At 67.7% G+C, this 15,521-nt stretch carries 4 protein-coding genes; all 4 read right to left on the reverse strand.

Annotated elements, in window-relative coordinates; genetic code table 11:
* Positions 1 to 17: 17 nt before the first annotated feature.
* Positions 18 to 12,068 carry a non-ribosomal peptide synthetase gene (locus tag BST14_RS21000; protein WP_438502195.1) on the reverse strand — a complete coding sequence of 4,017 codons (12,051 nt, stop codon included), beginning with the start codon at positions 12,066 to 12,068 and terminating at the stop codon, positions 18 to 20.
* A 19-nt stretch (positions 12,069 to 12,087) separates the two neighbouring features.
* Positions 12,088 to 13,704 carry a DHA2 family efflux MFS transporter permease subunit gene (locus BST14_RS21005; RefSeq protein ID WP_083066290.1) on the reverse strand — a complete coding sequence of 539 codons (1,617 nt, stop codon included), beginning with the start codon at positions 13,702 to 13,704 and terminating at the stop codon, positions 12,088 to 12,090.
* The gene (locus tag BST14_RS21010) at positions 13,701 to 14,639 is read right to left on the reverse strand and encodes a methionyl-tRNA formyltransferase (protein WP_083066291.1); all 939 of its coding nucleotides are present in this window, start codon (positions 14,637 to 14,639) and stop codon (positions 13,701 to 13,703) included. The genes BST14_RS21005 and BST14_RS21010 overlap by 4 nt, the downstream gene beginning before the upstream one ends.
* Positions 14,640 to 15,005: 366 nt before the next feature.
* On the reverse strand, positions 15,006 to 15,521 hold a 516-nt coding region (locus BST14_RS21015; protein WP_211280779.1), incomplete at its 5' end, for an MCE family protein.

The raw sequence follows: 15,521 nt of genomic DNA on the forward strand, positions 1-15,521 counted from the left end.
GCCTTCAGTCCCCCGCGCTACAGCAAGCCGAGTAGCTCCAAGCCGGTGACGTATTGGACGATGACGGCCGGCGAGATGTGCGGAATGTCGTTGTCGGGGCCCACTTTGGCGTCTTGCACCGCGGCACGGAACCGATCGGTCGACACAACGGAAGTCGAAATCGGCTCCGCCGGCTGCAAATGCTGCGAATTCGTCGACAGCAACACCCCGAGAATCGAATGCTCGCGCAGTCGATCCGGCAGGGCACGCAGCGCGGCCTCAAACCGACGCAGCCACTCGCCGAAGTTCTCGATGCGCTCGATGGGATAGCCGGCCTCGATCAGCCAGTCGACGTACTCGTCGAGCCCGATGCCGTCGTCATGCCGATTCATCACGTGATAGGTCTCAAACCCCTCGACAACCTGAGTGCCCAACGTCGCGATCGCCTCGGCGACGAAATCCACGGGCAGACCGTCGTAATGCGCGCGCTGCCGATCCCCCTGGGCGTCAAGCCGATAGAACGAGCGCGGCGCGACGCCCGTGGCCACCACACTGAGCACCATCCGGGTGACCATGTCCGACAGATTCAGCTGGCCCGCATACGTGGTGCCCGCCATGATCATTCCGCTGCGAAACACCGCGACCGGCAACCCGCACGCATCGTTGGCCTCCCGGAGCAACACCTCAGCGGCCCACTTGCTGTTGCCGTAGCCGTTGACACGGCTGCCGTCGTTGCGCCGACTGGGGCTGATGACCCGGATGTCGGCGTCCTCGGTGAACGTCGCGGGCGCGATCTGATCGCCCACGTTGGCCGTCGACACATAGGTGAAGCGCTTGAGTTTGGTGGTGAGAGCCAACCGGAGCAGCTCGGCGGTGCCCACCACGTTGGGCCCGAACAACTCGCTGTAGGGCAGCGCGCCGTTGACCACCGCCGCGGAATCCACGATCAGATCGACGGATTCGGTTAGCCGCTGCCAGGTTTGTTCGTCGAGGGCGAGGTTCGGCTCGGCCTTATCCCCGGCGATGACCTCGAGGTGATCGGCGGACAGCTCCTGGAAATATCGCAGCAACTGCGGGTCGCCGCCGTCGAAGGTCTTCTCCAGGCGTGCGCGGGCGGCGTCGTCGGAGGCCGCCCGCACCAGGCAGACCAGCTTCCCGTCGGCCAGTTCCAGCCGCTCGAGCCACTGCAGCACCAGATACCGCCCGAGGAAGCCGGTTGCGCCGGTCAACAGGACCGTTCGCACCTCGCCGCCAGGCCCCGGCAACGACGACACACCGGCCAGCGTCGCCGCATCGATGAACTTGTCCAGCTTCAAGTCGGCGGCATGCACCTCGGTGGCCTCGGGGCCGTGCACGGATACGAAGCGCGGATCGTCGGCGTGCTCGTTCACCTTTCGGCTCAGGCCGGCAACCGTCGGGGCGTTGAAGAGGGTGCGCACGGTCAGGTGGGTGTGCAGGGTTTTGTTGAGGGTGGCGATCAGGCGCATTGCGGACAGGGAGTCGCCGCCGAGGTCGAAGAAGGAGTCATCGATCCCGACGAGGTCAAGGCCGAGAACCTCCGCGTAGGCGTCGGCGACCAGGTGTTCGATGTCGTTGCCCGGGGCGCGGTACTCGGCGTCACGGTAGGTCGGTGCGGGCAGCCCGCGGCTGTCCAGCTTGCCGTTGACCGTCAGCGGCAGCGCATCGATCACCACCAGGGCGGCCGGAACCATGTAGGGCGGCAACGTTTCCCGCAGCCGGGCCCGTGCGGTGACCACATCCAGCGCCCCCGGTGCCGCCTCGGTGACATAACCCACCAGACGCTTGTCGCCGGGACGGTCCTCACGCACGATCACCACGGCCTGATCCACCGCGTCCAAACCGCCCAGCGCCGCCTGGATTTCGCCGAGCTCGATGCGGTACCCGCGGATCTTGACCTGCTCGTCGATGCGGCCGAGGTATCGCAACTGTCCGTCGGGTCCCCAACGCACCAGATCGCCGGTGCGATACATCCGCTGTCCGGTTCCGCCGAAGGGGCAGGCGACAAATCGCGATGCGGTCAACCCGGCCCGGCGCAGGTAACCGGCACCGAGCCCGCGCCCGGCGACGTACAGCTCACCCGCGGTGCCCAGCGGCACCGGGCGCAACCATGCATCGAGAACGAAGAGCGCCGCCCCGGGCACCGGCGCACCGATCGGTGGTGTGCCCGCCCCGGCGCTCAGGGGTCGACTGACCGCCACACACATCGTGGTCTCGGTCGGCCCGTAGGCATTGGTCATCATTCGACCCGGCGCCCACCGATCCACGAGTTCGGCCGAACACGCCTCGGCGGCAACCACCAACGCCGACGATCCCAATGCCCGCGGCGACAACGCCGAGACCGCCGAGGGGGTCTGGTGCAACACCGTCACCTGCTCGTCAATCAGCAAGTCCTGCAGGTGTTCTGGCAGCGCGGCCACCGACTCGGGCACGATCACCAGCCGCGACCCGTGCATTAGCGCGCCCCAGATCTCCTCCACGGAGGCATCGAAGGCATACGAATACCATTGCGACCACACCTGTCCGGGCCCCGAGGGCAGCCTCACGTGCAGCGACCCCAACCACTGCGTCACGTTCTGATGCGTGGTCGCCACCCCCTTGGGCACCCCCGTCGTGCCCGAGGTGTAGATGATGTGAGCGATGTCCCCCGCCAACGGCGCCGGCAACCCGGAGCGCGGCTGGGCTTGTACCGCAGGGTCATTCACATCGACGACCCGCACCCCGGATCCGGCGAACCGATCGGCCAACCCTGTCGTGGTCACCGCCGCCACCGGCCGGGCATCACCGATCATGAACTCGATGCGGGCGTCGGGGACCGCCGGGTCCATCGGCAAATACGCCGCCCCGGACTTGAGCACCCCCAAGATCGCCACGACCGCCTGCGCGGAGCGCTCGAACAACACCGCCACGCACTCGCCACGACAGGCGCCGTGGCCAACCAGCAAATGCGCCAATCGGTTAGAAGCCTCGTCCAACTCCTGATACGTCATCGACGCACCGGCGCAACTGACCGCCACCGCCTGCGGGGTGCGAGCCACCTGCGCGGCGAACAACTCCGGAACCGACACCCCGTCCACCGGCGCGCTCAACACCGCCCGATTACCCAACCCGTCCAGCCGGGCCCGCTCGGCGGCATCGAGCACGTCCACCGACGACAGCCGCCCCGACGGATCGGACGTCATCGCCAACAGCACCCGCTGCAACCGGTCCACCAGCGCTTCAACACTTTTCGCGTCGAACAGATCGGTGCGAAACTCCACTGCGCCGCCGATTCCGGCGGGCTGGCCGTCCTCGGTGAAGCGTTCGCCGAGCGAGAATGTCAGATCCATGCGGGCGGTGCGGGTCTCCAGGGGCAGCTGGGTGACCCGCAGGTCACCCAGGCCCAGGCCCGCGGCCGGGTCGTTGCCGTGCTCACGTAGGTTCTGCCACGTCATCGACACCTGGACCAGCGGATGATGACTCAGGGACCGGATCGGGTTGAGCCGCTCCACCAGCAGCTCGAACGGCACATCCTGGTGTTCGAGAGCCTCCAGGCTGCGGGTGCGAACCTGGGTCAACAGCTCGGCGACGGTGGCGTCCCCGTCCACGTCGACACGCAGGATCAAGGTGTTGACGAAAAAGCCCACCAGCTGGTCGAGTGCGGTGTCACTACGGCCTGCAACGGCAAATCCCACGGAAACATCGTTGGTCGCGGTGAGTTTGGAGAGTAGCACGGCGAGGGCAGCCTGGATGAGCATGAAGCTGGTGGCGTTGTGCTGACGAGCCACGGCGCGGACCCGGTGTTGCAACTGCGCCGGCCAGTCCACGGTCACGCTCGCCCCGCGGTAGTCGGCAATGGCGGGGTGGGGCCGGTCGGTGGGCAGCTGCAACCGCTCGGGCATCCCCGCCAGCGTCTCCTGCCAATAGGCCAGCTGGACTGCGATGGGGCTGCCCCTGTCCTCGAGATCGCCGAACTGGGCCCGCTGCCACAGCGTATAGTCGGCGTATTGCACGGGCAGGGCGGCCCACCCGGGGGCCCGGCCCGCGCACCGGGCGGCATAGGCGGCCCCCAAATCGCTCACCAGCGGTGTCACCGACCAGCCATCGGCCGCGATGTGGTGCACGGTCGCGACCAGGACGTGCTCGTCCTCGGCGACGCGGAAAAGCCTTGCGAACAAAGGAATGTGGGTCCCCAGCTCAAACGCGTGCCGCGCGACGGCGCCGACGGCCTGGTCAAGTCGGGCGGGTGACCATGCGGCGGCATCGACCACCTCCCAGCCGAAGTCCGCGCGCTCGGCCGCCACCACCTCCTGGTACGGCACGCCGTCACGATGCGGGTAAATGGTGCGCAGCGATTCGTGGCGGCCCACCACGTCCGCAAGCGCCGCACCCAGGGCGTCGACATCGAGTCGGCCGCTCAGCCGCAACGCCACCGCCATGTTGTAAACCGGTGACGGGCCGTGAAATTGGTCGAGGAACCACAGCCGGCTCTGGCCGAATGACAACGGGATCACGGCGGGCCGGTTGGCGACCACCAACGGCTCCAATCCCGAGCCGTCCGTCCGGACCCGCGGCGCCAGCTGGGCGACGGTGGACGCGTCAAACAGGGCGCGCACGCCCAACCGGGTGTTCAGAGATTTGTTGACGGCGGCGATCAGGCGCATCGCGGTCAGCGAATCCCCGCCCAGGTCGAAGAAGGAGTCATCGACGCCGACGCGGTCCAGGCCCAGGACGTCGGCGTAGACGTCGGCCAGGACTTCCTCGATGGCGTTGCCCGGCGCGCGGTATTTCGAGTCGCGATATTCCGGCGCCGGCAAGGCGCGGCTGTCCAGCTTGCCGTTGACCGTCAACGGCAACGCTGCGATCGCCACGACCGCGGCCGGGACCAGGTAGGCCGGCAGCTGCCTGGCAAGTTCGGCGCGTGCGACGGCCGGGTCCGCGGTGCCGGTGACATACCCCACGAGACGTTTATCGCCGGGAATGTCCTCACGGACGACGACCGCTGCGCTGTCCACGCCGGCCAAACCGGCTAGCGCAGTGCGGATTTCGCCCAGCTCGATGCGATAGCCGCGGATCTTGACCTGCTCATCGGCCCGCCCCACGTAGTGCAGCTGGCCGTCTGCGCGCCACCGCACCAGATCACCGGTGCGATACATGCGGGCGCCGGGCGCTCCCGGCCCCGCGAACGGGCATGCCACGAACCGCGACGCCGTCAACGATGCCCGGCGCAGGTATCCGACCCCCACACCGCGCCCGGCCACATACAACTCACCGACCACGCCAAGTGGCACCGGCCGTAGCCATCGGTCGAGCACAAACAACGCGGCACCGGCGACCGGCGCGCCGATGGGCACCGCAGCAGCCCCGGCCTGGAGCGGGGCGCTGATAGTCACATCGACGGTGGTTTCGGTGGGGCCGTAGGCGTTCCTCATCACCCGCCCGGGTGCCCACCGATCCACCAATTCGGCCGGGCAGGGCTCGCCACCGACGATCAACGCCGCCGAGTCCAGACCCTCGAGCGACAATGCCGCCAAAGCGGAGGGAGTCTGGCTCAACACGCTGACCCGCTCGCCGATCAACAGCGCCCGCAGCTCTTCTGGGGATCCCGCTACCGCCTCGGGTATCACCACCAGCCGACCGCCGTGCAGCAACGCACCCCAGATCTCACGAACCGAGGCGTCGAATGCGTAGGAATGCCACTGCGTCGACACCGTTGCCGGGCCCGGCGCGGTCAGGCCCGCGTCCAGTGCTCCCATTAGCTGGGTGACGTTGTGGTGGGTGACCGCAACGCCTTTGGGAACGCCGGACGTGCCCGAGGTGTAGATGATGTGGGCGACGTCCTCGGCGGCCGGCGCCGGTGGGGCGGTGCTGGGCTGCGCGTCGACCGGCGCGTCGACATCGATGACCTGCAGCTCGCATCCGTCCAGCCGGCCGGCCAACTCGGCGGAGGTGATCGCGGCGATCGGGCCGGCATCGCGCAGGAGGAAGCCGACCCGGGCATCGGGCAGCGCGGGATCGATGGGCAGATACGCGGCCCCGGCTTTCAAGACGGCCAGGATCGCCACGATCGCCTCCGCCGAGCGCGAAAGCAGCAGGGCCACACACTGACCCGGCCCCACACCCCGGCCGGCCAGCAGGTGCGCCAAACGATCTGCGGCCCGGTCTAATTCGCGATAGGTCATCGAGCGGCCCGCACAGCTGATCGCCGTCCATTCCGGCGTGCGAATCACCTGCGCCGCAAACAATTCCGGTATCGATACCCCGACAGTGGGTTGGGACAACACCGCACGATTTCCCATCTCGTTCAACCGCGCATGTTCACGCTGGTCGAGCAGATCTATCGACGACAGCCGCCGCGACGGATCGGCCGTCATCGCCGTCAGTATCCGCTCCAACCGATCAGCAAGAGCCACAACGCTTTCCGCGTCGAATACGTCGGAGTCGTACTCGATTCGCAACGCCAGTTCTACTCCCGGCGTGACTTGCAGGGTCAGCGGGTAGTGGGTGGACTCATGACTGGTGAATTCCGTGATGGCCAGCTCGCCGAGCTGCATCGAGGCCGCGGCGTCGACGGGGTAGTTTTCGTACACGAACAAGGTGTCGAACAGCTGGTCGTGGCCGGTGAGGCGGTGAATCTCGGTCAGCGCCAGGTGTTCGTGATCCAGCGTCTGACGATAGGCGTTGTGCAGCTGAACGAGCAGGTCGGCGGCGGTGGTCTCGGCGGTCACCCGAGCCCGCACCGGCACCGTGTTGATCAACAGGCCGACCATCGATTCGACCCCGGGCACGTCGGCCGAGCGGCCCGAGACCGCCGCGCCGAAAACCACGTCGCGCTGCCCGGTCAGCGACATCAGCAGCTGCGCCCAACCGGCCCGCAGCACGGTATTGGTCGTGGTGTGGTGCGCTCGACCCAGTCGCTGCAAGGCCCGAGTGGTCCCCTCGGAGAGCCTGCGCGATTCCACGCCTTGTCGCCCCAGCCTTGGCCGGTGCGTGGCGCCCACCAGCGTGGGCGTATCGAAGCCGGTCAGCGCTTCTCGCCAGGCGGCACGGGCGGAATCGAGGTCTCGGCCGGCCAGCCAGGTGACAAACCTGCGGTACGGCGCCGGGGCGGGGAGGCGCTCGTTGTTATAGGCGGTGAAGATCTCGCGCAGCAGGATCGGCAGGGACGAGCCGTCGAGCACGACGTGGTGGTTGGTGAGCACGAGCCGGTAGTGGTCCGGGGCGGTGCGGATCAGTGCCGCCCGGAACACCGGCGGGTCGGTCAGATCGCAGACTGCGGCGCGTTCGGCGGCGCACATCCGGTGAACCCGCTCGTCCACGTCGACCTGATCGCCGCCGAGATCGACGCCGCCGAGATCGACGTAGCGCCAGGGCACTACGGGATCGGCGGGGATGATCTGCACGGGCGGGTCGATGTCCGGGCGGAAGCGGGCGGCCAGGTTGGGATGGCGGTTGACCACTGCATGCACCGCCTCGTGCAGTTGGTGCGGATCGATCGGGCCTGCGACGCCGATGGCCAGCTGGATGGCATACAGGTCGACGCCGTCGGTTTGCGTTGCTGCGACATGAAAGAGCAGCCCCTGCTGCAGCGGTGTCAGCGGCAGAATGTCGGCGATGCGGTCGTGCCGTTCGAGGTCGTCGATCTGCTGCGGGGTGAGACGCGCGGGGATCACATCCGACGGGGTCAGGCCGCCCCCGCCCCGGCGCACGTGCGCGCAGATACCGGTGAGTGCCTCAAACCACAACTCACTCAACCGGTTTACCCGGGCGCGATCCAGTGCGGTGGTCGCCCATGTCCAGTTGGCGTGCAGCTGGGGGCCGGTCTCACCCTCGATGGTGCCGGCGTCGAGAGCCACGGTGTGGGTCAGCGGCGTCGGCACCGCGGTCGCGACTGCGGTCGCCGACAGACTGTCGAGGCTTGGTAGCCATAGCTCATCGGACGACCCGGCAGCGCCGGCCAGCCGCCCCAGATAATTGAACATGACCGTCGGGTCGCGATCACCCAGGTCGGCAACGGGATTCAGGTAGCGCAGCAGTCCATAGGTGATCCCGTTCGGCAGGGCGCGCAGCTGTTCTTTGGCGCGCTTGATCACTGCGCCCAGCGCGGCATCACCGGCCACGACCTCTGCCCACTGCGGGCCCGTGACGTCGAGTGCCACCGGGTGTTTGGCGGTGAACCAGCCCACCGTCCGCGACAGGTCAACGTTGGCGCTCAGCTCGTCGTGGCGCCCATGGCCTTCCACGTCGATGCCGATCGGCGTCCGGCTGTTGCCCGAAAGGTGCGCGATGGCCAGCCCGAAGGCGATCAACAAAATGTCTTGCACCCCAGCGTGAAACGCAGTGGGAACGTCGCCGAGCAGCGCGCGGGTGGTCTCCACATCCAACCGCGCCGAGAGGCGGCCCGCGTTTTCGTGGGTATCGACGCTTCCCACGGCGGGCAACGCTGCGGGAGCAGCCGATACCCGTCGCCACGCGTCGGCCTGGGCCACCACGTCGGGACGGCGCGCGTGCTCGTCGAGCAGCGAGGACCATCGGGCGAACGAGGTGCCGCCCGGGGGCAACGACACCGGCTGCGCGTCGCGATGCTGAGCCCATGCGATATTCAGGTCTTCCAACAGGATGCGCCACGACACCCCGTCGACGGACAGATGATGAACGATCAATACCAATTGGTAGGTCGAAGCGATCCAGAGCGCACTGAGCATCATCCCCGCACCCGGGTTCAGCCGCGCCCTCGCGGCGATGAGCGCCGCGTCGGACAACTCCTCCACCGATCGCACACACCCGCGGGCGTCCACCGAGCCCGCGTCGGGCACCGAGAGGGACCATCCCGCCGCACCGTCGTCTTCGACGCGCAGCCGCAACATGGCATGCCGATCCAACAGGGCGCCCAACACCGCCACCACGTCAGCCTCGCTGACCCCGGCGGGAGCCTGCACCAGCATGGTCTGGTTGAAGTGATCGACCGGGCCGTCAATGCTGTGCAGCCACCGCATGATCGGGGTCGCGACCACCTCGCCGACACCCGCATCGGCCGCGTGGTCGTCGCCAACCGCGACCGTGACGACCCGGGCCAGCCGGGCCACGGTCTGCTCGACGAAAACGTCACGCGGGCGGCACATTACGCCCGCGGCACGCGCGCGTGCGACCACCTGCATGGACATGATGCTGTCGCCGCCCAGGTCGAAGAACGAGTCGTCGATCCCGACCCGCGGCAGCCCCAGAACCTCGGCGTAGATGCCCGCCAAGGTCTCCTCGACCGCGTCGGACGGGGCCCGGTACGTCCCGGCAGAATAGTCGGGGGCCGGCAGACGGCTGACGTCGAGCTTGCCGTTGCGCGTCAGCGGCAGTGCGTCGATCGCCACGATCGCCGCCGGGACCAGGTAGGCGGGCAGCCGCTCCCCGAGCCGGGTGCGGACCTGGGCGGGGTCGGCGCCGCCCGTGACGTACCCCACCAGGCGTGCCTCGCGCGCGATCACCACCGCCGCCGTCACGCCGTCCACTGCGGCCAGCGCGGCCTGCACCTCGCCGAGTTCGATGCGGTGGCCGCGAATTTTGACCTGTCCGTCGGCGCGTCCGAGGTAGCGCAGTTGGCCGTCCGGGCCCCAGCACACCCGGTCTCCGCTGCGGTACATCCGCGTGCCGGCGGCGCCAAATGGGTTGGCGACGAAGCGTTCCGCGGTCAGGTCGGCGCGGCCCAGGTAGCCATGCGCCAGCGCGGGTCCGCTCAGATAGAGCTCGCCGACCACGCCGACGGGCGCCGGGTTCAGCTGCGCGTCGAGCACCACGGCCCGCACCCCCGGAATGGGGGTGCCGATGCCGAGCGAACGCCCCGGTGCGGCCGGCGCGCTGCAGGTGGCCCAGATGGTCGCCTCGGTGGGGCCGTAGGCGTTGAACATCTGCCGGCCCGGCGCCCACGCGGTGGCCAGCTCCGCCGGGCAGGCCTCCCCGGTGGCGATCAGGGTGCGTACGCCGGTCAGCCGAGTGCGGTCCAGCGACGCGAGCACCGTCGGGGTGAGCACCGCCGCGCTGATCCGCTGTTCGTGCAGCAACGCGGTCAACGGTTCGCCGGCGGACGCTTCCGGGGGTGCCACCACCAGAGTCGCCCTCGCTCCCACCGCCAGCAGCAGTTCGCCGACGGATACGTCGAAGGCCGGCGACGCGACCATCAGCAAGCGCTCGCCGGCGCTCAGGCCGAACGCCTCGTGCTGCGCGGCCACCCCGAGCAGCCCGGCGTGGCTGACCGCCACGCCTTTGGGCGCGCCGGTGGAGCCGGACGTGAAGATCACGTGGGCGGTGTTGGCGGCCCGCAGCGGGGCCGATCGGTCGGCGTCGGTGATCGGTTCCGCGGACCGCCCGGACAAATCGAGACCGTCGACGGGCAACACCGGACGCCCCCCGGCGCCGGTCAAGGTGTCGGCGCCGCGGGTCAGCACGCACACCGCCCCGACCGTGTCCAGCACCGTGCTGATCCGCTCGGCGGGATGCGCCGGGTCGAGCGGCACATACGATCCGCCCGCCTTGAGCACCGCCCACCACGCCACAACCAGTTCAAGGCAGCGATCCATCGCGACGCCCACGGCGGACTCCGGGCCTACCCCGGCCTCGATCAGCGCACGGGCCAGCCGCGTCGATGACGCATCGAGCTCGCGATACGTCAGCGCTCGGGCACCGTCGACGACGGCCACCGTGCCGGGACCGGCCGCCACCGCGGCGGCCAACAACTCCGGTGCCACCCCCACGGGTGCCGACGCGCCGGCGCCAGACCACGTCGAGGTGACCAGATCGCGCTCATCGCGATCCAGGACCGACACCTCGCGCAGCGCCGTCGACGGGTCCGCCACCAGAAGACGGTCGAAAAGTGACTCCAGACGGGTTATGTGCCTTGCGATTTCGTCGTCGCTGTAGCGCTCGGGATTCCAGCCGAAGTGAACCTGCGGCGCGCCGTCGTCGAGCTGCGGGTAGATGTTGACGGCGATGTCTTGGATCGGGAAATTGGTCAAGATGTGGCACGTCGCCAGCGAGGGCCCGAAGTAGATGGGGGCCGCGAAGCCTAGGACATTGATCACCGGGCCGAATTCGACGTTGGTGTCGAGCCGGGCTCCGTCGCCGACGATGTCCGGGAAGCCCCGGAACTGCTGGTGGCGCAGCGCGCCGACGAGGGCCGTGCCGACGCGGCCGGTCAGGGCGCCGATCGTGTCGGTGTCGTCGACGCGAACGACCAGCGGCACCATGTTGGACACCATGCCCGCACAGTTCTTCAGGGCCGCGCTGGTGCGCGCCGACACCGGCAGTGACAGCGAGACCGTCTGGTGCCCAGTGGTTTTCGCGATGAACACGGCCATGGTCGCGACCACCCTGGCGACGTCGAAATGGTGGGTTTCCGCCAACCGTCGTGTGCAATCCAGCTCGCGCACCAGCTGGTGGCGTGGGGGCACCGAGCGCTGGGCGCCGGCCAGGTCGACGATTTCCAGCGGCTCGCGGACAACGCTCTTCCAGTACTCGGCATCGGCCGCGCTGCGCGACGACTGCTGATATTTCAGGTCCGCGTCGAGGATGACGTCAAAGCCCGAGAAATCGACCTCGCCGGTGGCAGCGTCCGCGCCGGAATAGACGTCGGCGACGTGCCGGATGAAATTGTTCGTGCCATACCCGTCCAGCAGGACGTGGTGCGTGCGCAGGTAGAAGTAGCACAGGCCGTCGGCGATCCGCAGGAGCATGAAATTGGTGAGCCGATCGCGGACCAGATCGACCGGCCGCCGGTAGTCTTCGTCCATCCAGGCGCGAGCGGCGGCGACCGGGTCGGGCTCGGCACGCAGATCGAGCGTGTTCAGGGTCCGCGGAAGCGAGTGATCGAGCACGAAAACGGGCTGGCCGTCGACCAGCGCCACCCGCGCGCAGGGCGAGCCGAATCGGGTGGCCGCCGATTCACATGCGGCCATGAGCTTTTCGGCGTCGACATCGTGATCGATCGCGAGGAACCCGGCGAAGTTGATCGGCACTTCCGGCCGTAGTTCTTGAGCGGCCCATAACGCGCGTTGCGCAACGGTCAACGGTCCCAGCAGGTCTGGTTGCGTACCGTAGTTGAGCATTTGACGATGGACTTTCTCGTTAGGCCGGCGACTGTGCGCCCGCAGCGTTGGCATTGTCGAGCCTGGCCGACCTCGTCGGCAGAAACGCCGCCGCGATGATCGCGCCCACCGCCAGTGCGGTGGCCACCACGAAGACCACGGTGTAGGCGTGCACGAGGTGTAAAGACGCGGCGTTCGCGATGCCGGTCGTCTGCGGCGGGAGTGCCGAAGGGTCAACGGGCACAGCGTTGGTCGTCGGCGCCGTGGCTTCGTGGCGATTGAACTGATTCGCCAACAGCACCGTCACCAACGCGGCGCCGAAGGCGCCACCCAACTGATTGTTGACACTGCGCAGCGTCGTGCCCCGAGCGATTTGATGCGGCGCCAAGGGCAGCACGCACGCGGCGGAAAGTGGCGCCGCGGCACAACCCACGCCCATCCCGACCAGCATCAGGCCGGCCAGCAGCGTCGGCGAATAAGCCGCCTGCCGGGCGACGCCGATGGTGAAGACGCCCAGGCCGGCCACCATGAGCGGGAAGGCGATCGAGACGATCTTGCTCGGCCCGTATCGGTCCATGAATGCGCCGGCGAACGGTGTGGTCACCACGATGCCGGCCCCCATCGCGACCAAGTGCATCCCCGACTGCATCGGCGTCTGGTGCAGTGCGACCTGGAAATAGCTTGGGACCAGTAACAAAACTCCGACGTACGTGGCCGCGAAGATCAGCAAGGTCGCGTTGGCCTGCCTGACCATGCGGTTCTTGAGCAATCGCAGGTCGATGAGCGCAGCGTCGGCCCGGCGCCAGGCGTGAACAATGAAGGCGACGATCAAAGTCAGGCCGATCATGGAGGGAATAAGCACATGGTGATCGGCTATCGCGCGACGTCCCGCGATGGAGGACAGCCCGGCCAGCAAGATCGCCATGCCCGGTGACAGCAGCAACATACCGGTCACGTCGAGCGTCTCCGACGGCTCGGGGCGATCCTTGGGAAACATCACCGCCGCAACCGCGAAGGCGCCCAGCCCGATCGGCAGGTTGATCAGAAATATCCACTTCCATCCGTAGCTGTCGATCAACCACCCGCCCAGGATCGGCCCGCCGACTGGGCCGAGCAGGAATGGAGCCGCTCCGATCGCAATCAAGCGGCCGAGCCGGTTGGGACCCGATTCGCGGGTCAGGATGACGAAGCACAGCGGGGTCATGATGCCACCACCGCAGCCCTGCAGAACACGAAAAACGATGAGCAGAGGCATATTCGGAGCCATCGTGCACAGCAGTGATGCCAGCGTGAACACCAAGACACCGACCGTGAAGAGCCGCTTTGTGCCGAATCTGTCAGCCGCCCAACCGGTTACCGGGACAACCGCGGCAAACGCCAGCATGTAGCCGGCCATCGTCCACGAGACGACGGCCTGAGTGGATCCGAATTCGGCGGCGAAGGTCCGTTGAGCGACGGCGACCGCGGTAGCGTCCAGGTGCCCCATCATGGCGGCCAGGCCGCATACCGCGCCGATCCAGAGCAGCCTGGCGTCTATCTTGTCCGGGTAATCAGGCCCGCTCACAACCGATTGCCCGACGGAGACGGCAGGAATCACCGCCGTTGAGGTCGCGGCAGATGCATTGTCGCTGGCGTTACCGGGAAGACAACTTCTCATGGCTGACTGGTCAGGTAGCCCCCGCGCCGAAAGAACTTTTCCCCGCTACACTCCACGCCGTCCGCGGAACGGAGACGGGTGACCACCAGGCCGCGGTTGCGGCCCCGATACGCATCGGCTCCGCAGACCACGGCGCCGCCCTCCTCCTGGGCGATCACCCGGCCCGGCGTGCCGCCGTAGCCGGCGTCGGAGACCCGCGCCTCGAGGACCTCGATCCGCTCGCCACGGTAGAACGTGAACGCGCGCGGATACGGGTCGGACAATGCGCGCACAAAACGCTCGAGGTCCTCGGCCGGCCAAGTCCAATCGATCAAACTGTCGCGCTCCGAACGTTTGTGGAAATACGTCCGCTCGGACTTGTTCTGGGGCCGCCAGACCGCGATGCCGGACTCCAGGGCATCCAGCGCTTCGGCCAGCACACTCGGAATCAGATCCAGACCGCGCAACACCAATTCGGTGCCGGTATCGGTGGGGCCGATCGGCACCGCGCGCTGGACGAGGATGTCCCCGGTGTCCAAACCGTCATCCATGCGATGCACGGTCAAGCCGAACTCGGACTCGCCGCTGATCAACGCCCACAGCACCGGGGAGAACCCGGTGAAGCGCGGCAACAGCGAATCGTGAAAGTTCAGCGTTCCGTGCGGCGGAAGGTTATACAGTTCCGACGGCATCCGGTAGTACCAGCTGTTGACGACGATGACGTCGGGTTCGGCGCGCTTCACCAGGTCGATGGTCTCGGCGTCCACCGTCTCGGTGAGATGCACGGGGATGCCGTGCTCACGTGCGAGGTCTTCGACCGGCGCCGACCAGATCGCCTTGTACGATTCCTCGCTCGGGGGGTGGGTGACGGCCAGGGCGACTTCGTGGTCCATCTTGGTGAGCGCCTTCAGGGTTGCGTAGCCCCAGGTCTGAAATCCGAAAAACACGATGCGCATGCGAGAAACCTTTCTCACTCGTTACCCACCGACCTGGCTGCGCCCTTGATCGAGGCAACGGCGCCCACAAGGCAGTGAGCTTACGATAGGCTTACCTAAGTGCTCCACTCGGGGCACGCACGTGCCGAATGGGCGCTGCCGCGGAACGCGGTCCATCGATCATCGCGAAATACATGATCGGAAGCGTGGAGGTATCGAAACTCGCTGTCGGTCTTATCAAGCCGGGTAGCGTAGCCAACACGCGCACATAGAGTGACAGGCGCGAGCCGACAGAGTGGTGACTGCGTCAGCGGTTACCGAGATACTGCACCGGAAAACGGGCACTGGCGTAAGCGAGTTTGGGGGCCATTCGGGCGAGAACGCCTGTTACGGGTTGATGGTGTTGTCGCCGACCTGGCGGCCCCAGACGTACTCGATCGCGTACGGCGATCCGGTGTCCAGGTGGTTGTAGGGGGCGATGCTGTTGCCGGTGTCCATGATCAGCTCGGGTGCCGGCCACAGGTCGCGGGTGATCTTCTGCCAGCACCCCGGGGCGCCGCCCGGGCCGCCGCGTGCGTTCACCCGCGGCAGGTTCTCGGGATAGATGTACGGGTTGGGCGCACCGCCGACCACCCCGGCGATCCCACCCACCAGCGATGCGATGACGGGAACCGCGGACACCGGGTTCGCGATCAGGCCGAGCCCGGAGAGCACCTCGGTGTCCATGTTCAACGAGTAGCCGTTGAACCCGCCCTCGGCCGCGCCGGTGGCGGGCAGCGCATCGTGCTCGCTGCGCATCAAGCAATAGATTTCCGGGCTGTAGATATCCAGCAGCTGGGCGGTCGGCACCAGGTCGGCGGCCCCGCGGGCCAGATACGGCCCGCCCTTGTTGAACAGCTCGGC

Origin of the sequence: Mycobacterium arosiense ATCC BAA-1401 = DSM 45069 (genome assembly GCF_002086125.1) — a bacterium.
Lineage (GTDB): Bacteria > Actinomycetota > Actinomycetes > Mycobacteriales > Mycobacteriaceae > Mycobacterium > Mycobacterium arosiense.

Bases quoted from the DNA above. Each gene is read 5' to 3' on its own strand.
- BST14_RS21000 (WP_438502195.1), bottom strand. From the start codon at position 12,068: ATGCTCAACTACGGTACGCAACCAGACCTGCTGGGACCGTTGACCGTT.
- BST14_RS21005 (WP_083066290.1), bottom strand. From the start codon at position 13,704: ATGAGAAGTTGTCTTCCCGGTAACGCCAGCGACAATGCATCTGCCGCG.
- BST14_RS21010 (WP_083066291.1), bottom strand. From the start codon at position 14,639: ATGCGCATCGTGTTTTTCGGATTTCAGACCTGGGGCTACGCAACCCTG.